This is a genomic window from Staphylococcus shinii (genome assembly GCF_017583065.1).
In the GTDB taxonomy this organism is placed as follows: domain Bacteria; phylum Bacillota; class Bacilli; order Staphylococcales; family Staphylococcaceae; genus Staphylococcus; species Staphylococcus shinii.
This window is the reverse complement of record NZ_JAGEVL010000001.1, coordinates 258,160-281,015: the sequence shown is the minus strand read 5'-3', so window position 1 is coordinate 281,015 and position 22,856 is coordinate 258,160. Positions and strand designations below refer to the sequence as shown.

23 protein-coding genes are annotated in these 22,856 nt (G+C 32.7%); 2 read left to right on the top strand and 21 right to left on the bottom strand.

Translation table 11 applies throughout. The features are described 5' to 3' along the window. Window positions 1–13: 13 nt before the first annotated feature. Together J5E45_RS01370 and ccpN are read right to left on the bottom strand one after the other, a co-directional pair. Entirely contained in the window at window positions 14–835 is an 822-nt protein-coding gene (locus J5E45_RS01370) for a pyruvate, water dikinase regulatory protein (RefSeq protein ID WP_039068422.1), read from the bottom strand. Between the two features lie 14 nt (window positions 836–849). Further along, entirely contained in the window at window positions 850–1,482 is a 633-nt protein-coding gene (gene ccpN / locus J5E45_RS01365) for a transcriptional regulator CcpN (RefSeq protein WP_101049455.1), read from the bottom strand. Between the two features lie 330 nt (window positions 1,483–1,812). Between ccpN and J5E45_RS01360 the strand changes: the two genes are divergently transcribed. Next, window positions 1,813–3,204, top strand: coding sequence for a glycine--tRNA ligase (locus J5E45_RS01360; RefSeq protein ID WP_039068423.1), 1,392 nt, complete (start codon window positions 1,813–1,815; stop codon window positions 3,202–3,204). A 608-nt stretch (window positions 3,205–3,812) separates the two neighbouring features. On the opposite strand, the gene recO is transcribed toward J5E45_RS01360, so the two are convergent. From recO to lepA, 18 genes are all read right to left on the bottom strand, one after another. Next, window positions 3,813–4,571, bottom strand: coding sequence for a DNA repair protein RecO (recO, locus tag J5E45_RS01355; protein ID WP_039069589.1), 759 nt, complete (start codon window positions 4,569–4,571; stop codon window positions 3,813–3,815). Window positions 4,572–4,604: 33 nt separating this feature from the next. After that, window positions 4,605–5,504: a GTPase Era gene (gene era / locus J5E45_RS01350; protein ID WP_208181481.1), complete on the bottom strand. Its 900-nt coding sequence runs from the start codon at window positions 5,502–5,504 to the stop codon at window positions 4,605–4,607. Continuing rightward, the gene (gene cdd / locus J5E45_RS01345; protein ID WP_069792160.1) at window positions 5,504–5,908 is read right to left on the bottom strand and encodes a cytidine deaminase; all 405 of its coding nucleotides are present in this window, start codon (window positions 5,906–5,908) and stop codon (window positions 5,504–5,506) included. The genes era and cdd overlap by 1 nt, the downstream gene beginning before the upstream one ends. A 100-nt stretch (window positions 5,909–6,008) precedes the next feature. Then, the gene (locus J5E45_RS01340) at window positions 6,009–6,347 is read right to left on the bottom strand and encodes a diacylglycerol kinase family protein (RefSeq protein WP_069792161.1); all 339 of its coding nucleotides are present in this window, start codon (window positions 6,345–6,347) and stop codon (window positions 6,009–6,011) included. Between the two features lie 8 nt (window positions 6,348–6,355). Then, window positions 6,356–6,817, bottom strand: a complete 462-nt coding sequence (gene ybeY, locus J5E45_RS01335) for an rRNA maturation RNase YbeY (RefSeq protein WP_039069593.1) — start codon at window positions 6,815–6,817, stop codon at window positions 6,356–6,358. Beyond that, the gene (locus tag J5E45_RS01330) at window positions 6,818–7,765 is read right to left on the bottom strand and encodes a PhoH family protein (RefSeq protein ID WP_039069594.1); all 948 of its coding nucleotides are present in this window, start codon (window positions 7,763–7,765) and stop codon (window positions 6,818–6,820) included. Between the two features lie 386 nt (window positions 7,766–8,151). Further along, complete coding sequence (locus J5E45_RS01325; protein ID WP_069792162.1) at window positions 8,152–8,820, bottom strand: hypothetical protein; 669 nt, start codon at window positions 8,818–8,820, stop codon at window positions 8,152–8,154. Window positions 8,821–8,836: 16 nt separating this feature from the next. Beyond that, the gene (gene floA / locus J5E45_RS01320; protein ID WP_069792163.1) at window positions 8,837–9,820 is read right to left on the bottom strand and encodes a flotillin-like protein FloA; all 984 of its coding nucleotides are present in this window, start codon (window positions 9,818–9,820) and stop codon (window positions 8,837–8,839) included. Window positions 9,821–9,832: 12 nt separating this feature from the next. After that, window positions 9,833–10,516, bottom strand: coding sequence for an NfeD family protein (locus J5E45_RS01315; RefSeq protein WP_039069615.1), 684 nt, complete (start codon window positions 10,514–10,516; stop codon window positions 9,833–9,835). Window positions 10,517–10,820: 304 nt separating this feature from the next. Beyond that, on the bottom strand, window positions 10,821–10,997 hold the full coding sequence (gene rpsU, locus J5E45_RS01310; RefSeq protein WP_002483157.1) for a 30S ribosomal protein S21: 177 nt from the start codon (window positions 10,995–10,997) through the stop codon (window positions 10,821–10,823). A gap of 246 nt (window positions 10,998–11,243) precedes the next feature. Beyond that, window positions 11,244–11,996: a 16S rRNA (uracil(1498)-N(3))-methyltransferase gene (locus J5E45_RS01305; protein WP_208181479.1), complete on the bottom strand. Its 753-nt coding sequence runs from the start codon at window positions 11,994–11,996 to the stop codon at window positions 11,244–11,246. Window position 11,997: 1 nt separating this feature from the next. Further along, window positions 11,998–12,936 carry a 50S ribosomal protein L11 methyltransferase gene (gene prmA, locus J5E45_RS01300; RefSeq protein ID WP_039069597.1) on the bottom strand — a complete coding sequence of 313 codons (939 nt, stop codon included), beginning with the start codon at window positions 12,934–12,936 and terminating at the stop codon, window positions 11,998–12,000. Between the two features lie 3 nt (window positions 12,937–12,939). Next, complete coding sequence (dnaJ, locus tag J5E45_RS01295; RefSeq protein WP_069792164.1) at window positions 12,940–14,076, bottom strand: molecular chaperone DnaJ; 1,137 nt, start codon at window positions 14,074–14,076, stop codon at window positions 12,940–12,942. Between the two features lie 146 nt (window positions 14,077–14,222). Then, on the bottom strand, window positions 14,223–16,067 hold the full coding sequence (gene dnaK / locus J5E45_RS01290) for a molecular chaperone DnaK (RefSeq protein WP_039069599.1): 1,845 nt from the start codon (window positions 16,065–16,067) through the stop codon (window positions 14,223–14,225). 55 nt (window positions 16,068–16,122) lie between these two features. Beyond that, a complete protein-coding gene (grpE, locus tag J5E45_RS01285; protein ID WP_208181477.1) occupies window positions 16,123–16,734 on the bottom strand; it encodes a nucleotide exchange factor GrpE in 612 nt (203 codons plus the stop codon). Between the two features lie 26 nt (window positions 16,735–16,760). Continuing rightward, complete coding sequence (gene hrcA, locus J5E45_RS01280) at window positions 16,761–17,741, bottom strand: heat-inducible transcriptional repressor HrcA (protein ID WP_039069601.1); 981 nt, start codon at window positions 17,739–17,741, stop codon at window positions 16,761–16,763. A 100-nt stretch (window positions 17,742–17,841) separates the two neighbouring features. Then, window positions 17,842–18,966 (bottom strand): radical SAM family heme chaperone HemW, encoded by a 1,125-nt coding sequence (hemW, locus tag J5E45_RS01275; RefSeq protein WP_101093747.1) that lies wholly within the window; start codon window positions 18,964–18,966, stop codon window positions 17,842–17,844. A gap of 98 nt (window positions 18,967–19,064) precedes the next feature. Beyond that, entirely contained in the window at window positions 19,065–20,888 is a 1,824-nt protein-coding gene (lepA, locus tag J5E45_RS01270) for a translation elongation factor 4 (protein ID WP_107548912.1), read from the bottom strand. 320 nt (window positions 20,889–21,208) lie between these two features. Here lepA and rpsT point away from each other — a divergent pair, with 320 nt between their 5' ends. Continuing rightward, complete coding sequence (gene rpsT / locus J5E45_RS01265; RefSeq protein ID WP_017724620.1) at window positions 21,209–21,460, top strand: 30S ribosomal protein S20; 252 nt, start codon at window positions 21,209–21,211, stop codon at window positions 21,458–21,460. 359 nt (window positions 21,461–21,819) lie between these two features. On the opposite strand, the gene holA is transcribed toward rpsT, so the two are convergent. Continuing rightward, window positions 21,820–22,794 carry a DNA polymerase III subunit delta gene (gene holA / locus J5E45_RS01260; protein ID WP_208181476.1) on the bottom strand — a complete coding sequence of 325 codons (975 nt, stop codon included), beginning with the start codon at window positions 22,792–22,794 and terminating at the stop codon, window positions 21,820–21,822. Window positions 22,795–22,856: the final 62 nt, after the last annotated feature.

Here is a 22,856-nt window from a genome sequence, read left to right as displayed (position 1 = left end):
ATAAATGTTTTATTTATTTTTTGAAACTATTTTGCTCTATAATACTAATAATATCATTAGCAGTTTCTTCAATCGCTTTATCTGATACATCAATTACCGGACAACCGATTCTTTCAACTAAATTATGGAAATAATTAAGTTCTTCTTCAATACGTTGTTCAGTTGCATATCTAGCACTGTCTCCTAACCCAAGCTGCTTTAGACGTTCTTTACGAATTTTATTTAATTTTTCTTCGCTAATTTTTAAAGCAATGCATTTAGATGAATCAATATTAAATAAATCATCTGGCGGCGTGACCTCTGGAACAATAGGAATATTCATGACCTTGTAACTTTTATGGGCAAGATATTGAGATAATGGTGTTTTGGATGTTCTTGAAATCCCCAACAGAACAATATCTGCTTTCGATAAACCTTTAGGATCTTTACCATCATCATATTTAACTGCAAATTCGATAGCATCAATCTTCTTGAAATAGGCTTCATCTAACTGATGGACAAGTCCCGGTTCAAAATATGGCTGTTCATCAATTTTATCTAATAAAATATTCATTAACGGCCCCATAATATCTACAGATTTAATATTAAATTCACTGATTTTTGCTTCCATATATTTTCTTATTTCTGGTTTTACTAATGTATAAACTACAATGGCTTCTGTATCTTTCGCGACAGAAATCACTTCATCTACGTTTTCTAATGCTTCAATATATGGGTATCTGCTAATTTCACTATCACATTGGTTTGGATTAAATTGTGAAATACAGGCCCTTGCTACTAATTCTGCTGTTTCACCTACTGAGTCAGATGCGACTATTATTCTAATATTTTCCATTAATTTAATACCACCTATTCATTTAATAATGAGACAAAGATTTTAGTTATTGTTGTTTTTGAAATACGACCTTTAACTTCATATTTACCATTTTCTTTTTTAACCACAATAGGTAAAGAATCGATTTCCTTTTCAATCATGAGATTTGCTGCAAATATTACCCTTTCGTCCTCTAAAACGTAACTTAAATTTGGCATGCGTGTCATAATAATATTCACTGGCATTGTATGTATATCTTCTCCAATCATTGATGCTCTCAATAAATCTTTACGTGAACAAACTCCCATAAAATCACCATTGTTGTTAATTACAAATAGTGTACTAACATCTTCTAAAAATATAGTACATATCGCATCATAAACAGTCATCTCACTCTTTACTACTACTGGGTGAGATGCGTAATCTTTAACTACATATTGTTTTAGTTCATCGGCTATTAATTTATTTTTCGGTTTCCCAGAATAATAATAGCCAACGCGTGGTCTAGCTTCTAAAATACCAGACATCGTTAAAATGGCTAAATCAGGTCTTAAAGTCGCGCGTGTTAAATTCAGTTGTTCAGCTATACGTTCACCAGTAATCGGGCCATTATTCTTCACAATTTCAACAATTTGCTGTTGCCTTTTACTCAGTTCTATAACGCTCACCCCTTTAATCAATTTATTCAATTATACATTGAAATTTAAATTGCTACAAATACATATATTTACTTGCTTATAAACTGCCAATACATTAAAATTAGATTTAAAGCGAGTTAAGGATAGTGAAAGCTTAACAAAAATTAATGGCTACAATTAAATGATTTGTAAAAGCGAGTGTTCACACTAACTTGGGTGGAACCGCGGGTTAATAATATTCAGTAAACAAGCGCATATCTTGAATATGTGATTAAAAATGATTAACTCGTCCCAAGGCACAGATAAGATTTTATTTTCCGTGCCTTGGGACGTTTTTATGTTAAAAGGAGTGTATTTTTTATGGCAAAAGATATGGAAACAATTGTTTCATTAGCAAAACATAGAGGATTTGTATTCCCTGGTAGTGACATTTACGGTGGTTTATCAAATACATGGGATTATGGTCCACTAGGAGTAGAATTAAAAAATAATATTAAAAAAGCTTGGTGGCAAAAATTCATCACTCAATCCCCATATAACGTAGGTATTGATGCTGCAATTTTAATGAACCCAAAAACATGGGAAGCATCTGGTCACCTTGGTAACTTTAACGATCCTATGATTGATAACAAAGATAGTAAAATTCGCTATCGTGCTGATAAAATTATCGAAGATTACATGGCAAATGAAAAAGGCGATGAAAATTTTGTTGCCGATGGTTTAAGCTTCGATGAAATGAAACGCATTATTGATGAGGAAGGTATCGTTTGTCCTGTAAGTGGTACAGCTAACTGGACTGATATCCGTCAATTCAATTTAATGTTCAAAACTTTCCAAGGTGTAACTGAAGATTCTACAAACGAAATTTTCTTACGTCCTGAAACTGCACAGGGTATTTTCGTAAACTATAAAAACGTACAACGTACAATGCGTAAAAAATTACCATTTGGTATTGGTCAAGTAGGTAAATCATTCCGTAATGAAATCACGCCAGGTAACTTCATTTTCAGAACACGTGAGTTCGAACAAATGGAATTAGAATTCTTCTGTAAACCAGGTGAAGAAATAGAATGGCAAAATTATTGGAAGACTTTCGCAAGTCAATGGCTTAAAGATTTAAACTTAAGCGAAGAAGCTACACGTTTACGTGACCACGATGCTGACGAACTTTCACACTACTCAAATGCAACTACTGACATTGAATACCGCTTCCCATTTGGCTGGGGTGAACTATGGGGTATCGCTAGCCGTACTGATTTCGACTTGAAACAGCATAGCCAACATTCAGGTGAAGATTTCCAATATCACGACCAAGAAACAGGCGAAAAATATATCCCTTATTGTATTGAGCCATCATTAGGTGCTGACCGTGTAACATTAGCATTCTTATGTGATGCTTATGATGAAGAAGGTGTTGAAGGTAGTAAAGATTCTAGAACAGTATTACACTTCCACCCTGCGCTTGCTCCATATAAAGCAGCAGTATTACCATTGAGCAAAAAATTATCTGGTGATGCAATTAAAGTATTTGAAGAATTGAGCGCTAACTTCTCTATAGACTTCGATGAGTCTCAATCAATTGGTAAACGTTACCGTCGTCAAGATGAAATCGGTACACCATATTGTATTACTTTCGACTTTGATTCTTTAGAAGATGAAAAAGTAACTGTACGTGACCGCGACACTATGGAACAAGTTCGTATGCCAATCACAGAATTAAATGCTTTCTTAGCTGAAAAAGTTAAATTTTAATTTTATTATACTTAATATTACTTAAAAATAAACCAAACGTTAAATATAGCGTTTGGTTTATTTATATATATTTATACCAAGAGATTTTTGTGTAATGATTTTACTAAATTGGTAAGCATGAACATAGAGTGTTTAATTAGTTTTTGTTGAGCATTTAACGTATTAGTCCATACCACTGCTTTCATTTTAATTGTTTTCACAGATAACAAAAGCTAGATTTAACTTTTATCTAAATTTAATAGCTTTACTTCCCTTAAACTTCGAAAGTTTTATAGTAAGTATCATAAGGTTGATGTTTCTATCTACTTTATCGTCAATCCTTATAATAGGTTTTTGATCTTATATAATTATATTATAGGGTTACATAACATAATTATAGTTTATTAAAAGTAAGACTTTTCTTTTATTCGGATATATATCATTTAGTAAAAAGCTATAGCGTTTTTACTTTTGACTGTTTATATGAACTATACTTAAAAATTAAAAAAACACCCTAATACAAGATTATTATATCTTATATTAGAAGTGCTTTCATACTTAGTCTAATTTATGTTTATTTAGTTGATTTTATATGCAAACTGATAAGAGCCAATGCTTATAGGACGTAATCAAGATAAATTATCTAATCTATGTAATTGATTGATTAGTTTTTGACTTTTAAAATACATTCCTACGTATTCTTTATATAATAGTATCATTAATTCAGACATCTCATCGACAACATCGTCATGAATACTAAGTGAACTCATTTGATTAATTGGTAATTTTTGAAGAACATCTAGCAAATAAAGCGTCTTATTAGATAACAACATTGCATGTGAATCTTGATATTTAACACCTTGAGAAATGGCTCCATCAAACTTAAAACTATATGCTATTAATTGGGACTGATCATCATTGCCAGTAACAACACACTTATCGAATGTAGCATTAAATCCGAAACGGTTCATACATTTTAATAAAACAACTACAGACATCAGTTGCGCTGACACACCATTTTTAATTTTATCCAAAACAAAATGTAAAAGATCATAGCTATATTTAGAAACTTCATCTGCTTCAAGTGAACGATCAATTGTTTCGGCACATAAACTAGCAAAACTACTTTCATAAATATCTAAACGTAAGTGATAATTTTGTTCAATCACATCGACGGAGCTCAATGTTCCCATGCCTTTCCACTTAGAATAAATAAACAAGCCATACACAAATAATTGGGTGTTGGCTTGTAAACCACTCTTACTCTTTTTAGCTCGCCTTACCATTAAAGGTACCTTTGCGCCATGTTCGTTTAAAATTGTTATAATTTTATCGGATTCGCCGTAATCAACTGTTTTAATGATTATACCTTTTTGTTTAATCAACATAATAGCACACCGACTTCCAAAAAATTCTTTGCCTTAATCTTGATCTTCTAAATAGCCCATTTGACGTATAAAGTTTACTTTATTACGCCAATCTTTCTGAACTTTAACCCATAGTTCCAAATAGACTTTAGAACCTAGTAAACGTTCTATGTCGAGACGTGCACGTTTACCTACTTCTTTTAACTTTTTACCGCCTTTTCCAATCACAATACCTTTTTGCGAGTCTCTTTCTACGAAAATAGTAGCTTCAATCCTCACTCTATCCTCATCTTCTTTAACCATACGGTCTACGTTAACCCCAATAGCATGCGGTATTTCTTCGCTTGTCAAATGTAGAATTTTCTCGCGAATAAGTTCACCGACTACAAATTGTTCTGGGTGATCTGAAATTTGGTCGTCCGGATAATATTTAGGTCCTTCTGGTAAGTAAGATTTTAATACATCAATAAAATGCTCCACATTGTGTCCTTCTAAAGCTGAAATCGGCACAATTTCAGTGAAATCCAAATATTTTTTATATTTTTCAATTCGTGGCATCAGTTCGTCTGGATGTACTAAATCAATTTTATTCAAAACTAAGAATACTGGTGTTTTAATAGTTTTGAGCATATCCATAATATACTCATCACCACGTCCGATATCTTCGTTAACATTCACCATAAACATAATGGCATCAATTTCAGATAAGGTGTTTGTAGCCACACGCATCATGTAATCACCTAATTTATGTTTAGGTTTATGAATACCTGGTGTGTCTAAAAAGATAATCTGAGCATCTTCTTGTGTCATAACTCCTTGTATCTTATTTCTAGTAGTTTGTGCCTTGTCAGACATTATTGCGATTTTATGTCCAATTACACGGTTTACAAAAGTTGATTTACCAACATTGGGTCTACCTATAATTGAAATAAATCCTGATTTATGTTCTGTCATTAATTTAAATCCTTTCCTGAAAATCCTAATGGTAATAGTTCATTTACTGTCGACGCTATCATGTCCCCGTGATGATTTGTCATGTACACTGGCATATCATCATCGCATAGTTCTTTCATCACCTGTCTACAAGATCCGCATGGCGAAGAAGGCTCATCTGCATCAACAGTAACAGTAATTGACTCAAAATCCCCTGGTCGATAACCATCTGCAATTGCAGCCACTAAACTAGATCTTTCTGCGCATATAGACATAGGATAAGCAGCGTTTTCTACATTAGCACCATAATACGTTTTTCCATCTTTAGTCCTTAAATACGCACCAACCTTAAAATTACTGTATGGCGCATATGCATTTGCTTGAGCGTTTCTTACTTCTGTAAAATAATGTGATTGGTATGTCATAGTTTATCTCCCCTACTTAATAATAAGTTATCCTCAAATATTTTAATTTTGTTAATAGTTACGTCTTATTAGTATAAACAATATTCACCGAATTGCACTACTATTTAAATACATATGGTAAGAAAATAATGAGTCCTATAACTAAGGCAACGAGAGAAGCAAGTACTACGCTGAAAGCAGCAACATCTTTAGCTTTTTTCGCTAAAACATGATAGTCACTGGTAACCAAGTCTACGACATATTCTACAGCGGTATTAATTGCCTCAAACGCAAGCACTAGCCCAATTGATATAATGATAAAGAGCCATTCTACTTCATTAATTTTAAAAGCAAAACCCGCGATAATAACTGCTAAAGCCAATAAAAGATGTAATGAAAATTTATAATCTTTTCTTATTAACACTAACATACCATGAAAAGCGTAACTAAATCGTTTCATATGCGCCTCTAATCTCTTGTTAATCCATAAGCATTAAGTATTTGTTCTTGTCGGCCGAACATTTCTTTCTCATCTTGTTCATTCATATGATCGTAGCCTAATAAATGTAAAAAACCATGTAGTGCAAGAAAACCAAGTTCTCTTTCAAAGCTATGACCATAATTATTAGCTTGTTCTTTCGCAACATCAGTACAAATAATAATATCACCTAATACCCTTGGCATATCAAGACCAGTTATTTCTGGTTCATCCTCTTCTAATGCAAAAGAGATAACATCTGTTACTTTATCTTTGTCACGATACATTTTGTTGATTTCTTGAATCTCTTCTTTATCAACAAATGTTACAGATAATTCTGCTTCTTCTTCAATATTTTCCTGTTTTTTTGCAAAAGTAAGCAATTCATCTATTTGTGTTAACCATTCATTTTGCACTAATTCTGTATGATCACTAAAATCTATCGTAAACATTTATTCTTCTCCCTCATAACGATCAATAATTTTACTTACTAATGGGTGACGCACAACATCGCTTTGGTCAAGATTATGAATACTCAATCCTTTTACATTTTCTAACTTTTTAATAGCTTCTTTCAAACCGCTTTTAACACCTTTTGGTAAATCTATTTGCGTTTTATCTCCAGTTACTACCATTTTAGAACCGAAACCTAATCTGGTTAAAAACATCTTCATTTGGGCATGAGTAGTGTTTTGAGCTTCATCCAATATGACAAAAGCGTCATCTAACGTTCTACCTCTCATATAGGCTAATGGAGCAATTTCAATTATGCCTCTTTCTATAAATCTGGCAGTTTGTTCTCTTCCTAAAACTGTATTCAAGCCGTCATATAACGGTCTTAAATATGGATCTACTTTTTCCTTTAAATCACCAGGTAAGAAGCCTAATGATTCTCCAGCTTCAACGGCAGGTCTAGTAAGTACAATACGTTTTACGTTACCTTTACGTAATTGTTTTGCCGCATAAACAACTGCTAAGAATGTTTTACCAGTACCAGCTGGTCCTACACCAAAAACTAAATCATTATGGTGCATTGCATTGACATACATACGTTGTCCCATTGTTTTTGCACGAATCGTTTTGCCATATGCATCTTTAGTTATTTCATCTTCGTATAAATCTAATAAGTATTGAATCGTACCATTTTGCGCCATTTTCACAGCAGCTTCTACATCTTTGATAGATATCGAAACACCTTGTTGGATGACTTTCAGTAAGTTTACTAGTACGGATTCTGCTTTCTCGACATGCTCAACTTGCTCACCTTTTACAGCGATTTCTTGTCCTCGAGCATGCACAATGACATCAAAGCCTTCCTCAATTGATTTAAGGTGCTCATCATTATTACCAATGAGTGCTTGCGCTTCGTTATTGTCATCTATTTGAATAATTCCAGGCATATAAGTACTCCTTTACAAATATATTCGTTACTTCTTATTTTATCCTATTAGATTTTAAGTTACAAAAAGTTTTTAATAAACAATAAATCATTTCAGATATTTATTCATTTGAATTTTAATGATTCAAACTTACTATTCAAGTTACATCTTCATTATATCACGAAAATGACAGATAATATTTTAAAGTGAATTGAATCGTAAGTGATTTCTACAATTTTAACAGAAGATTTACATTCTATCTAATTGAATAAATTAAGTAGCACTCAAATTGAGTAATTATTCAATAATAGTTAAAAAGGTTTTATTTGTACAGTATTTTGTAACAAAAAATAACGCCTTATAAAAAACCTACATATGTTGATTTTTATAAGACGTTAAATATTAAATTATAACCTTTTAGGTCTTTCCAGTACTTCTGACCAAATAATACCATTCACAACTTCATCATCGGCAAATCTAAACTGATCATTATTAGCAGGACTTTGAATAGCATGTGCATTCATTAATTGTTTCAAACGAAATCTTTTCGTTCTTTCAGATAAGTATTTATCTGCAATAATTTCACGTGCTTGTTTCTCAGTTCTCTGAAGTCTTTTCTCATTTTCACGATCGATTTCAGTTCGAACATCTTGTATTTGTCCCATTAAATCAGCTTCAAGCTCTTTTTGTAGCTTATCATCTTGTTGTTGTTGAGCTCGTTTTACTTTATCTGCTTCAGTTTCATTATCTTTTCTTGTTTTACGTTCAGAACTTGGTGATTCCATTTTTTCTGCACGTGTTTCTGTTGGTGAAGATTGAGAATGATCAGGTTGAGACATTTGCTCGGGTTCTCTTTTTTGTGACATAGGATCTTCATTGATATGTTTTTCAATCTCTTTAAATGTTTTACCTATTTCGTCTAAGAATCCGCCTTTTTTCGGTTGCTCACCATTACTGTTTGGTCGTTTATTTACTGGTGGCTTTTGATTTTGTCTATCTTTATGGCTATTATCATTAATAGCTCCGATTATTGTTACAATCACAGATATTACAAAAATAATAATACCTATATTCATTTAATCACCCCTAAAGTTATTTATCCGGTGATTCATCATCTTGTTGATTTGTACTTTGGTTAATAGAATTTCTCATACCTGTATCTGCTTCAACATTTTTCAAGTTGTAATAATCTTTTACGCCTAAATTTCCAGAACGTAAAGCTTCTGCCATTGCCAATGGTACTTCAGCTTCGGCTTCAACAACTTTAGAACGCATTTCTTGTACTTTCGCTTTCATTTCTTGTTCTTGCGCTACGGCCATAGCACGACGTTCTTCAGCCTTAGCTTGTGCAATATTCTTATCTGCAAGTGCTTGCTCAGTTTGCAAGTCTGCACCGATATTTTTACTAATATCAACATCAGCGATATCAATTGATAAAATTTCAAAAGCAGTACCAGAATCTAAACCTTTACTTAAAACAGTTTTCGAAATATTGTCTGGATTTTCTAATACTTCTGTATGATGTTCACTTGAACCAATTGTAGAAACAATACCTTCACCTACACGAGCGATGATTGTTTCTTCGCCGGCACCACCAACTAAACGAGCAATATTAGCACGTACTGTAATACGGGCTTTGGCTTTTACTTCGATACCATTCATAGCAACACCAGCTATAAACGGAGTTTCTATAACTTTTGGATTTACTGACATTTGTACAGCTTCTAAAACATCACGACCAGCTAAATCAATAGCAGCGCCACGTTCAAATGGTAAGTTAATATCTGCTCTTTGTGCTGCGATATTCGCGTCAACTACACGGTCAACGTTACCACCAGCTAAATAATGGGATTCAAGTTGATTTGTAGTTAAGTTAAGCCCTGCTTTATGTGCTTTAATAAGTGGTGAAATAACTTTTCTTGGTGATACTCTACGTAATCTCATACCTACCAATGTACCGATTCCTACTTTAACACCAGCAGCGATTGCTGAAATCCATAATCCGACTGGGACAAATGAAAATAGTAACAATAATGCTATTACTACTATAGCGACAATAATAATTAATCCGATCATACTTTCTCTCCTTTATGATTCGTTTTCTCTCACAACAACTCTTGTACCTTCTACTTCTAAAATGGTGACTTGTTTATTTCTTAAAATAAAAGAACCATCAGATACTGCATCAATACGTTCATTGTTGTAAGTAATAATCCCTGCAGGTCTTAAATCAGTTGAAGTTGTTGCAGTTTTCCCAACTAAATGAGAGCGATCTTCGTGTGAAGTGTAGCCTGCTTCTGCATTTGTAGAATCTTTCAATACAACCTTGTCTAAAAATGGAATTTTCCGTTTAAATATCTTCACAAGTATCACCCATTCAATAATTGATAGTATTAATGCAACGACGACATTGGCAATCATATAAACTAAATTATCTCCTAAAGTAATAATACTAAAAACTATAAGTGCCATACCGATAATACCGATAACTGCGCCGACTACAAAAAGTTCAATTATTACAAATATAACGCCTATGCCAAATAAAATTACAGAATATAAATTGACGTCTCCTTTTATATAAAATCCTAAAAAGAATATCAATAAAGTTAATGTGGCGACAATCCCTATTATATTAATTCTATTTGAATACAATTGGTATAAAAAACCTAGGAAGATAATACATGTTAAAATTAACGCAACTACTGGATTTACAATGAAGTTAGCCACATCGTCAATCCAGGTCCCACTTTCAACAAAATTAGCAGAAAATATTGTATGTAAACTACTTGAAAGAATCACTCTATCACCTCGCTCTCAATTTAATTATACATGAAATTAATACGTGATTATAGCGTTTACACCATAAAATTTCATAATCGACAAATTAAATTTCATGTGTTCCTTGATTGTTAGAATATACTAAGAAATGCTAATAATTTGTAGTGGTAATGACTGTAAATAACTATCGTTATATTAGGAGCTTAGATAAAAATAATAGCCTTTAGTTGGTCATCAACTAAAGGCTAATTTGGTTTATAATTAATGTTGGTGTTGAGGGAGTCAACGAAACAATTAATTATTTGAATTTACGTTTACGTGCAGCTTCTGATTTCTTTTTACGTTTAACGCTAGGTTTTTCGTAAAACTCACGTTTACGTACTTCTTGAATTGTACCGCTTTTAGAAACTGTACGTTTGAAACGACGTAACGCATCTTCAAGTGATTCGTTCTTTTTGACTACTGTTTTAGACATGTGTATTTCCCTCCCTCCAAATATCAACGAAACTTTATTATCATGACATGGTACTAACCATGTATAACTTAGTATAATATATCTGATTAATGTGGTCAATTAGTAAAATTTACATTTTTTTAATTTAACGTTATTCTAACACTTCTTTTTAGCAGTATTTTAAATTTCTTTGTAAAAATTATTAATATCAATAAAACTGTCGTTAGGTTTAATATGTTAATTAAGTCCGAAAACTTTTATATAAAATTAATCAAACAGTTCAACTTCATAACTGACTACACTCAATACATATAACGGGGCTGTTTCAGCTCTTAATATTCTAGGACCAAGCCCTACTTGATATGCACTATCATTAAATAGTGTCAACTCTTCTTCGGCTAATCCGCCTTCAGGTCCAAAAACCACTAAAACACGATCATTAGGCTGAAATTGTTTTACCACTTTTTTTAAGTTACTACTTTCACCTTGCTTGGCAGCATCTTCGTATGCTATTAAAATATAATCATAAACATCAATTTGTTGAAAAACTTCTTTTAGTGATGCTTTATAATCGATAGAAGGTATTACTAATCTATAACTTTGTTCAGCAGCTTCTTTAATAATTTTCTGCCAACGCTCTAATTTCTTAGTTACCTTACTTTCATTTAATTTTACCACGGAACGTTTCATTCCTACTGCTAAAAATTCACTAGCACCAAGTTCAGTTGCCTTTTGTAACAACCATTCATATTTATCCGCTTTGATCAGACCACTACATACGGTAATATTTTGAGGTAATTCTGAATCTATATCAATTCGTTCAACTAGCTCAATATCAATTTCATCAGTAGCTATATTTATAATTTTACATTTATAAACAAATTGATCCAAAAAGGTAATAATAATTTCATCATCAATTTGATGCCTCATTACATTCGTAATATGATGGATGTCACCTTTATCGATAATGGAAAAACGCTGAAGGGAATCAGCGTTTTGATTAATAAAATATCTTTGCATGTTAATCGCTCACTTTCTGTCCTACGATACAGACCCAGCTATTTTCATGATTAATAGATATCACTTTAAAACCAGCGTTTTCCATCTGTTCTACAATCGCTTCATGTTTTTCTTCTATAATACCAGACGTTATAAAATACCCATCTTTATTTAAAGTATTATAAGCATCATCTATCATTTCTTCAATAATATGAGCTAGTATATTAGCAATTACAACATCAAATTTTTCAGTTTCTTCTTGTAACAAATTTCCAGTTGTAGCTTCAATTGCATGTTCACAATTATTTTTCTCAAAGTTTTCTTTAGCAACTCTCACTGCCATTTCATCTACATCTAATGCTTTAATCCGTTTAACACCTAATAAATGAGCAGCAATACTTAATATACCTGAACCAGTGCCGACATCAATAACAGAATCACTTGGCTTCACATATGTTTCTATAGCTTTTAAACACATGCTAGTGGTAGGATGGTCGCCTGTGCCAAACGCCATACCAGGGTCTAGCTCAATGCACAATTCACTCTGGTCTTCTTTTTGATATGTTTCCCAACTAGGAACTATCGTGAATTGTTCAGAAGCTCTAAATGGGTGGAAATAATTTTTCCATTCATTTTCCCAATCTTGCTCACGCAACGTTTGTTCTGTGTATTCAAAGAACGAATAATCCAGAGAGGCAACTTGCTCAATCGCATTAATAAGTTCTGTTTTTAACGTTTTTGTATATTTAATTTCATTGAAATATGCTTTTATTCTTACTCCTTTTTGAGGATAATCATTGGCATTTAATGCATAAATTTCACCGAATTTATCTTCAAAAGCATGTTCCAAATCTTTAGAGTCTTCTATAACTACGCCATTTGAACCAAAATCTTCTAATATATCAGAGATTATTGATGATGCCTCGTGATTAATGATAATTGATACTTCAGTCCAGTTCATATATTATTCTCCTTTAAAGAATCTTTTAGCTTTATCTCTAAAATTTGATGGCTGCTCTGAAATTTCTTCACCATCAATTTCTGCAAATTCTCTAAGTAATTCTTTTTGACGTTCACTCACTTTAGTTGGCGTAACTACTTTAATATTTATAAATAAGTCGCCATAACCATAACCATGTACATTTTTAATACCTTTTTCTTTAAGACGGAATTGCTTATCTGTTTGAGTACCTGCAGGAATAGTTAACATTACGCTACCGTTTAGCGTTGGAACTTTAACTTCATCACCTAACGTTGCTTGAGCAATACTAACGTCTAGAGAATAATAAATATCGTCGCCATCTCTTTCAAATTTTTCTGAAGGTTTAACTCTAAAGACGATATATAAGTCGCCTTGCGGTCCGCCATTTTCACCTGGTGCACCTTCCCCAGCTAATCTAATTTGTTGTTCGTTATCAACACCTTCAGGTATTGTTACGCTGATTTTAACATTTTTGTTTTCAGTACCTTTTCCGTGACAAGTTGGACATGGTTCTTCAAATTCTTGACCTGAACCACTACATACTGGACAAACTTTTTCAGTTCTAACTCTGCCAAGTATCGTATTTTGTTCAACAGAAACATGGCCTGCACCACTACAATAATGGCATGTTTTTTTCTTAGTACCTGGTTTAGCTCCTTCACCATCACATGTATGACAAGCAACATCTTTACGTATTGAAATCTCTTTTTCGCTACCAAAAACTGCTTCATCGAAAGTAACGGTCATTGTGTATTGTAAATCATCACCTTTTCTTGGTGCATTTGGATCACGTTGTTGTCTGCCGCCTCCGAAGAACGAACTGAAAATATCTTCGAAACCGCCGCCTCCAAATCCGCTAAAGTCCTGACCGCCAAATCCTTGTCCACCAAAACCACCTTGTGGTCCGTCATGACCAAATTGGTCGTAGTTGGCACGTTTATTGTCATCACTTAAAACTTCGTATGCTTCTGAGATTTCTTTAAATTTCTCATCAGCACCTTCTTCTTTATTTATGTCTGGATGGTATTTTTTCGATAATTTACGATAAGCCTTTTTAATTTCATCTTTAGAAGCGCTTTTACTCACGCCTAAGACTTCATAATAATCTCTTTTGGCCATTGCTATCTCTCCTTTTACGGTTTTATTAAATCTTTTATAAAAAAGGAAAAAGTCAAAGCCAATGTTCAATTGACTTTGACTTAATTTGGCTAAGCAATTGTGTCATATATTTCTATCAATAACAATTATTTAGTCCATGACTACACTTATTTTTGCTTATCTTCGTTGTCGTCATCTTTAACTTCTGTAAAATCTGCATCTTCAACATTGCTGTCTTGAGAAGCATTAGCATCTTCACCTTGAGCTTGTTGTTGAGCTTGTGCAGCTTGTTCGTAAACTTTAGTTGATAAGTCTTGAACAACTTGTTCTAATTCTTCTTTTTTAGCTTTGATATCTTCTGTATCTTCGCCTTCAAGCGCAGATTTTAATGCTTCTTTTTTATCTTCAGCATTTGTCTTATCTTCTTCGCTGATGTTTTCACCTAAATCAGTGATTGTTTTTTCAACTTGGAATACTAAGCTATCTGCTTCGTTTCTTAAGTCACTCTCTTCACGACGTTTTTTATCTGCTTCAGCATTTTCTTCTGCATCTTTAACCATGCGATCGATTTCATCATCTGAAAGTGCTGAGCTTGATTGAATTGTAATATTTTGTTCTTTGTTAGTGCCTAAGTCTTTTGCAGTAACATTTACAATACCATTTTTATCGATATCAAATGTAACTTCGATTTGTGGTACGCCACGAGGTGCTGCTGGGATATCTGTTAATTGGAATCTACCAAGTGTTTTATTATCCGCTGCCATTGGACGTTCACCTTGTAATACATGGATATCAACTGCTGGTTGATTATCTGCAGCTGTAGAGTATACTTGTGATTTTGATGTTGGAATTGTAGTATTTCTTTCGATTAATGTGTTCATACGTCCACCCATAATCTCGATACCTAAAGATAATGGAGTAACGTCTAATAATACTACATCTTTAACATCACCTGTGATTACGCCACCTTGAATTGCAGCACCCATTGCTACTACTTCATCAGGGTTAACACCTTTATGAGGGTCTTTACCTACTTCTTTTTTCACTGCGTCTTGTACTGCCGGTATTCTTGTAGAACCACCAACTAAGATAACTTCGTCGATATCAGAGCTAGATAAACCAGCGTCTTTCATTGCTTGACGAGTTGGTTCCATAGTTCTTCTGATTAATGAATCTGCTAATTCTTCAAATTTAGAACGAGTTAAAGTAAGTTCTAAGTGTAATGGGCCGTTTTCCCCAGCAGAAATAAATGGTAATGAAATTTGTGTTTGAGAAACACCAGATAAGTCTTTTTTAGCTTTTTCAGCAGCGTCTTTAAGACGTTGTAAAGCCATTTTATCTTTTGATAAGTCAACGCCATTTTCTTTTTTAAACTCTGCAACTAAGTGATCGATAATTACTTGGTCGAAGTCATCCCCACCAAGTTTATTGTCACCTGCTGTTGAAAGTACTTCAAATACGCCGTCACCTAATTCAAGGATTGAAACGTCAAAAGTACCGCCACCTAGGTCAAATACAAGTACTTTTTGGTCTTGTTCTGTTTTATCTAAACCGTAAGCTAATGCAGCTGCAGTTGGTTCGTTAATAATACGTTCAACTTCTAGACCAGCAATTTTACCAGCGTCTTTAGTAGCTTGACGTTCACTGTCATTGAAATATGCAGGAACTGTGATAACCGCTTTATCTACGCTTTCGCCTAAATAATCTTCTGCTGTACTTTTAAGGTTTTGTAATACCATTGCTGAAATTTCTTGTGGTGTATATGATTTACCTTCAACGTCTACTTTGTAATCTGTACCCATATGACGTTTGATAGATTGAATCGTATTAGGGTTAGTGATTGCTTGACGCTTAGCAACTTCACCTACTTGAGTTTCATCATTTTTAAATGCAACTACAGATGGTGTTGTTCTAGCACCTTCAGGATTTTGAATTACTTTTGGCTCATCGCCTTCTAATACTGCAATACATGAATTTGTTGTACCTAAGTCAATACCTATTACTTTACTCATAAATAAATTCCTCCTGTTATGTTTGAAAATTTGGTGTTTTCAACAATAAAATAATTTATTGATTTACTTTAACCATTGAAGGTCTTAAAATTCTTTCTTTCAACTTATATCCAGTTTGTAGCTCTTGAGTAATTTGTCCTGATTCAAAATCAGGGTTATCATCTTGAACTACTGCTTGGTGAAAGTTAGGGTCAAATTGTTGGCCTTCAGTTTCAATTCTTTCTAAACCATTATTTTTCAATGCATTTAATAAGCTTTCATGAACCATTTCTACACCTTTTTTAAGTGATTTAAACTGTTCATCTTCGCCATCAATTTGTAAAGCACGTTCAATGTTATCTATTGTTGGTAAGATATCATTTAAAACGTCTTGCGCTTTATACTCTTTCATTGTTTGGTTTTCTTTTTGAATTCTACGCTTATAGTTTTCAAATTCAGCGTATAATCTCAAATATTTTTCTTCATTTTCTTGAACATCTTTTTTCAATTGTTGAATTTCTTCATCTTTAGGATCTACGTCTTCTGAGATATTTTGTGAATCGTCCTCCTGCAGATTATCTTTTGATGTTTCTGTAGTTTCATCAGTACTTTCAACCGTGTTTTCTTCTGATGTTTGTTCATTTACATCTTCATTTTGGTCGAAAACTGATTCATTTTTTTCTGTCATTGTCTGCCCTCCAATACAATTGTTAATTACCAAATCGTATTTAGTAATCTGATTACGTTCTGATAATTCATTGCCGTTGGTCCGATAACCGCAATTTGACCTTTAAGTCTATCATCAATGTGATATTCACTTGTTACGATTGAAATATCACTTAAACTTGATTCGATTTCATGACCAATTTTGACATTAATAGCTGAATTAGACATTTCATCAAGTAATTGAGTGATTTTATTTGATTCTATATATTGTAGAATCGGTTGAATTGATGATACGTTCGTTTCATTCAACGCATCTATGAGTTTAACCTTTCCGCCCATAAAAATGCCATTACTTTGATTATCAAAATGAATATCTATTGTATTCAGCATGTCTTTTATAAAATCCTTCTCAATATCTGATTTCACAAAAGCATTTAAATCATTTTCGAAATGGTGATTATTCCACTCATTATATTTAGCTGTAACAAAATTAGAAATGTTTGTAAGTTCATTATTTGATAATGGAACTTGAGATGCTAAATGTAAGTTTTCAACATGACCTGATGAGAATACAACGACCATTATAACCAAATAAGCATTTGCTCTAAACAAATGAATGTTGTTAATAATATCTTTTTTATGATTTGGACGCATTACCAACGTTGTATATTGAGATTGATTTGAAAGTTCATTTGCAAAATCACTGAGTGAAGTCGCAATATCATAATGATTTTCAACTAATAAATCTCTTAAACGTTGAATTTTTGTTTGTTGTTGATGAGATGTTTCCTGTAATAATTGATTCACATAATATCTGATACCTGATTCTGAAGGATATCGCCCTGACGACGTATGCGTCTTCTCTATTAGTTCGAGAAGCTCTAATTGCTTCATCTCATTCCTAATAGTAGCAGGACTAACATTCAATTTATGCCGTTCAATCAGTGTTTTTGAACCAATTGGCTGACCTAAATCAACATAATCTTCAACAATTGCATTTAGTATGCTTAATTGTCTATCACTAATCATGTTTTCACCTCATTAGCACTCTTTTGTTTCAAGTGCTAATTATAATTTATCAAATTGGTCAAAGTAAGTCAATGTTAAAGCACTGGATTTTTATAAATTTTTATACATTAAGTAAAAACGCTTCAAATACTAAGTTTCCAACAACTTTTCCACGATCAGTCATAGAAATATAGTCATCTTGTTCAACGATAAGCTCTTTTTGAATTAAATCTTTAAGCGCTTGCTCATAAACTTGCTCAACTGTTTGATCAAATTTTTCAAAAAACCTACTTTTACTTACACCTTTATTCATTCTCAAACCTAAGAACATTTCTTCTTCCATTTGTTCTGTTTTTGTTGGGGAAGTTGATTGTAATATAGGTCTTTCATTGTTCTTTATTTTTTTTATATAGTGATTTACAGGATTAACATTACTGTAACGTTCACCATTCACATAGCCACTTGCACCTGCACCAAAACCATAATACCCTTCATTTTTCCAATAAACTTTATTATGTTCTGATTCATGGCCTATTTTCCCAAAATTTGAAATTTCATATTGATGTAAATCAGACTTGTTCATTCTCTCAATTAGATATTCATACATTTCTTCACCAATATCTTCATTAGGAATTTTCAACTTACCTTTTTTATACATATTATAAAATTGTGTTTTAGGTTCCAATATAAGCCCATAACTTGAAATGTGATCAATATCCATGGCCAATGCCTTTTCTAAACTATCCTTAAAATCCTCTAACGTTTGTTGTGGTAAATGGTACATCAAATCTAAACTTATAGAGGGAATGCCTACCGCACGCGCATTAGTAACAGCTTGATATATATCAGTAGTATGATGCGTTCTACCTAATATTTCTAATAGTTCAGGTTTAAATGTTTGGACACCCATAGATAGTCTGTTAACACCAAAATCTTTTAATAATTGAACTTTTTCAAGTGTTAATTCATCTGGATTAGCTTCAAAACTAAATTCGCCTTTAATTTCGAATATATCAGTAATTGCAATTAGTAACCGCTTGAGTTGCTTATAACTTAAGGCTGTCGGTGTTCCACCACCTACAAATACAGTTTCTAAAACTCTAACCTCGCTATCGCACATCTCTTTAATTAAGCAATCTAAATATTCATCCACCGGTTGATTGTGTATAAAATATTTATTGAAATCGCAATATGTACATATTCTTACACAAAATGGAATATGGATATATGCACTTTTCACTTCCATATTGCGTGCACCTTCTTTCGTTTATTGAAGACTTAAAATAATCACAAAAAACTGGGCCATAAATCTTTTGGATTTAAGGCCCCAATTTTTAATTTATATTAATCTTCGTCCATCTTAAGTACAGCTAAGAAAGCATCTTGAGGGATTTCTACATTACCTACTGCTTTCATTTTAGCTTTACCAGCTTTTTGTTTCTCTAAAAGTTTTCTCTTACGAGTAATGTCGCCACCATAACATTTTGACAAAACATTTTTACCCATTGATTTAATATTCGTTCTTGCTACGATTTTTTGTCCTACGGCTGCTTGTACAGGAACTTCGAACTGTTGTCTAGGTATCAGCGTTTTAAGTTTCTCAACTAAGGCTTTCCCACGATCGTATGCAAATTCTTTATGCACGATAAAGCTTAGAGCATCAACTTTCTCGCCATTTAACAAGATATCCATCTTCACTAGATCACTTTCTTTATTATCGATAAATTCATAATCGAATGAAGCGTAGCCTTTAGTATTAGATTTTAGCTGATCAAAGAAGTCAAACACTACCTCTGATAATGGAATTTCATAAATGATATTCACACGGATATCATCCATATATTCCATATTTATAAACTGACCACGTTTACGTTGGCATAGTTCCATGACTGCACCTACGTAGTCATTTGGCACCATCATAGTCGCGCGCACAAATGGCTCATATATTGTTTCTATCTTATCTCTATCAGGCATGTTTGCAGGATTATCTACCGTTACTTCATCACCCGTCTTTAAGATACATTCATATATTACTGAAGGTGCTGTAGCAATAAGTTCTATTCCAAATTCACGTTCAATACGCTCTTGGATAATCTCCATATGTAGCATACCTAAAAAACCTGTACGATAACCAAATCCTAAAGCTTGTGATGATTCTGGTTCAAATTCTAATGAGGCATCATTTAACTGTAATTTTTCTAATGCTTCTCTTAAATCATTATAATCTTTGTTATCTATTGGGAACAGGCCACAGAAGACCATTGGGTTCATTTTTTTGTAACCTTGTAAAGGTTGAGCTGCAGGTCTATTTGCGTGAGTGATGGTATCCCCTACACGTGAATCATCTACATTCTTAATGCTGGCGATAATATAACCTACATCACCGACAGTCAATTCGTCAACTTGCAATTGTTTCGGTGTATTGATACCCACTTCAGTAACTTCGAATTCTTTACCAGTAGCCATCATCTTAATACGGTCTCCTGCTTTTACAATACCTTCCACCACCCTAATAGAAGATATAACTCCTCTATATGGGTCATATTCTGAATCGAATATAAGTGCTTTTAAAGGTTCTTCTGGATCTCCTTCTGGAGGTGGCACAACTTCAACGATTTTTTCCAAAATGTCTTCAATACCAATATTTGATTTTGCACTTGCTAGTACGACATCATCTTTATCGATACCGATAACATCTTCTAATTCTTGTTTTACTCGTTCAGGTTCTGCTGCTGGTAAATCTATTTTATTGACAACTGGTAATAATTCTAAATCATTATCAAGTGCCAAGTACACATTCGCTAAAGTTTGTGCCTCTATGCCTTGTGCTGCATCCACAACTAATATCGCACCTTCACATGCTGCAAGTGATCTAGACACTTCATAAGTAAAATCGACATGTCCTGGTGTGTCGATTAAGTGAAACGTATATGTTTCACCGTCTTTAGCATCATATTTCAAGCGTACTGCATTTAATTTAATAGTTATACCGCGTTCTCTTTCTAAATCCATAGAATCCAATAATTGAGATTGCATCTCTCTAGTTTCAACTGATTTTGTATTTTCTAAAATCCTATCAGCTAACGTAGATTTACCATGGTCTATATGTGCAATAATAGAAAAGTTTCTAATATTTTTACGTCGATTATAGCGTTCTTGTTTATCCATGTATTATCCTTCTCACTTTCATAATTCTAGCCCGTAATATGTATGACATTCTTTGATATAATAACGTTTTTAATAGTTAATTGCAAACTTGCAAAGCATTTTAACAGTAATACTTATTTATTCATAACATTCTTAAGCGAAATTAAATTGAATTTTTGTGTTGCTTTCTTATCTTTCTATAGTATATTGTATCATTTATATCTATTTTACGCGCCTTAGATAAATAAATGATTGCAGAAAGTTGCTTGTTTTGATAAAATATTTCTTGTTGTAATCAAATTAACTTTGATAGCGAAGATCACTTTTAGGAGGTGACACACATGCCAAACATTAAATCTGCAATTAAACGTGTTAACACAACACACACTGCTGAAGCTCGTAATATTTCTCAAAAAAATGAAATGCGTACAGCAGTTAAAAGAGCTCATTCAGCTATAGAAGCTGGTGCTGATAACAAAGCTGACTTAGTGAGTTTTGCTTTGAAAAAAGTAGATAAAGCTGCTCAACGCAACTTAATCCACACTAACAAAGCTGCTCGTATCAAGTCTTCATTGATGACAGCTGCTAAATAATAAACAGATTCAAGCAACTGCTCGAATCTACTAATCAAACAAACCAAATGCTTTTAGCATTTGGTTTGTTTTTTGTTGTTTTTAAAATTTATTGTGAGCTGATTTTTAGAGTTATTCTTCTAAATAACACTTCAAACTTATCTCTCCCATATTGAGAATATTACTTCCTATTTTTAACTTGCCAAAGTAATAAGCAAAAAACTACTGACAAAACAAAAGATATCATCAGCAGTCAAATCCTATATATACTCTTAATCTTTAACTAAAGCTAAATTTAAAACAATTCGCTGCTACCATTTACAACAATATGAACAACAGTCTTCAATTAATTAAAAATAAGCATAATTAATCCTATATGATCAGAGTGACAAAATAAAAAGTTCTAAAATTAATTGTTTATCCAGATATGAGGACTTCAATTTATAATCCGTTTCTGCACATGTATCAATAATGTTTAATAACTTCTCTAATTGATAATTTCTTGCTTGGTTCAAAGCTAGTTTAACTCGGTATGGATGTACATTGATTGTTTTAGCTATTTGTTGGCCGCTGTAGCCTTTTTGCCCTAAAATTTTACATTGATAAAACAAGCGATAATTACTTGTAATTAATGCTAATAATTTAATGGGTTCTTCCTTCATTGCTATCAAGTCTTTCACCAATTGTATAGCTTGAGATTTTTTATTTTTCTGAATATAATCAGTTAATAAAAAGACATTTTGTTCTAAACTTCTATTAACAATTTGATGAACATCTTGCTTATTTATCGTAGCCCTATCGCCTAAAAATAGTATTACTTTTTCAAGCTCTTGTTTTACAATATTAAAATTAATACCCGTAAGTTCTAAAAATAAGTCTAACGCATCTTGTTTTATATCTTTGTAATTTTCGTGAAGTTCATTTTTTATCCACTTTTTAATTTCATCTTCAGTCATTTGTTCAATCTTGATTAAATTGGCATGTTTCTTCAAAGTTTTAACTAACTTTTTTCTTTCATCTAACTTTGATTGATAGACTTCAAATATTATTAATGTTTCACCATCATATTTTTCAATAAATTCAATAAGTTGATCAGTATTATGATTTAAGTCTTTTGGCGCTTTTTCGCCTGTAAACACATATGCATTTTGAACTAATACTGCTTTTTTGTCAGAAAAAAATGGTAAGGTTAATGTTTCTTCAATTATAGGAGATAAATCACTTTCATATAAATTATATTTAACAAAATTAAAATCATCTTTAGGGGCATTTAAGTAACGGGCAATGATATCAGCTGACTTCTTTTCAATAAGTTCAGGTACTTCACCGTAAATTGTAATAATCTTATCGCTCATTTTTAGCACCCTTTCTTCACTATTACACATTTAATCATTATAGCATGGTACAATTGATCTCT

Excerpts from the sequence above, each read along its gene's own strand:
- J5E45_RS01370 (WP_039068422.1), bottom strand. The coding sequence starts at position 835 with ATGGAAAATATTAGAATAATAGTCGCATCTGACTCAGTAGGTGAAACA.
- J5E45_RS01360 (WP_039068423.1), top strand. The coding sequence starts at position 1,813 with ATGGCAAAAGATATGGAAACAATTGTTTCATTAGCAAAACATAGAGGA.
- recO (WP_039069589.1), bottom strand. The coding sequence starts at position 4,571 with ATGTTGATTAAACAAAAAGGTATAATCATTAAAACAGTTGATTACGGC.
- era (WP_208181481.1), bottom strand. The coding sequence starts at position 5,504 with ATGACAGAACATAAATCAGGATTTATTTCAATTATAGGTAGACCCAAT.
- cdd (WP_069792160.1), bottom strand. The coding sequence starts at position 5,908 with ATGACATACCAATCACATTATTTTACAGAAGTAAGAAACGCTCAAGCA.
- J5E45_RS01340 (WP_069792161.1), bottom strand. The coding sequence starts at position 6,347 with ATGAAACGATTTAGTTACGCTTTTCATGGTATGTTAGTGTTAATAAGA.
- ybeY (WP_039069593.1), bottom strand. The coding sequence starts at position 6,817 with ATGTTTACGATAGATTTTAGTGATCATACAGAATTAGTGCAAAATGAA.
- J5E45_RS01330 (WP_039069594.1), bottom strand. The coding sequence starts at position 7,765 with ATGCCTGGAATTATTCAAATAGATGACAATAACGAAGCGCAAGCACTC.
- J5E45_RS01325 (WP_069792162.1), bottom strand. The coding sequence starts at position 8,820 with ATGAATATAGGTATTATTATTTTTGTAATATCTGTGATTGTAACAATA.
- floA (WP_069792163.1), bottom strand. The coding sequence starts at position 9,820 with ATGATCGGATTAATTATTATTGTCGCTATAGTAGTAATAGCATTATTG.
- rpsU (WP_002483157.1), bottom strand. The coding sequence starts at position 10,997 with ATGTCTAAAACAGTAGTCAAAAAGAACGAATCACTTGAAGATGCGTTA.
- J5E45_RS01305 (WP_208181479.1), bottom strand. The coding sequence starts at position 11,996 with ATGCAAAGATATTTTATTAATCAAAACGCTGATTCCCTTCAGCGTTTT.
- prmA (WP_039069597.1), bottom strand. The coding sequence starts at position 12,936 with ATGAACTGGACTGAAGTATCAATTATCATTAATCACGAGGCATCATCA.
- dnaJ (WP_069792164.1), bottom strand. The coding sequence starts at position 14,076 with ATGGCCAAAAGAGATTATTATGAAGTCTTAGGCGTGAGTAAAAGCGCT.
- dnaK (WP_039069599.1), bottom strand. The coding sequence starts at position 16,067 with ATGAGTAAAGTAATAGGTATTGACTTAGGTACAACAAATTCATGTATT.
- grpE (WP_208181477.1), bottom strand. The coding sequence starts at position 16,734 with ATGACAGAAAAAAATGAATCAGTTTTCGACCAAAATGAAGATGTAAAT.
- hrcA (WP_039069601.1), bottom strand. The coding sequence starts at position 17,741 with ATGATTAGTGATAGACAATTAAGCATACTAAATGCAATTGTTGAAGAT.
- hemW (WP_101093747.1), bottom strand. The coding sequence starts at position 18,966 with ATGGAAGTGAAAAGTGCATATATCCATATTCCATTTTGTGTAAGAATA.
- lepA (WP_107548912.1), bottom strand. The coding sequence starts at position 20,888 with ATGGATAAACAAGAACGCTATAATCGACGTAAAAATATTAGAAACTTT.
- rpsT (WP_017724620.1), top strand. The coding sequence starts at position 21,209 with ATGCCAAACATTAAATCTGCAATTAAACGTGTTAACACAACACACACT.
- holA (WP_208181476.1), bottom strand. The coding sequence starts at position 22,794 with ATGAGCGATAAGATTATTACAATTTACGGTGAAGTACCTGAACTTATT.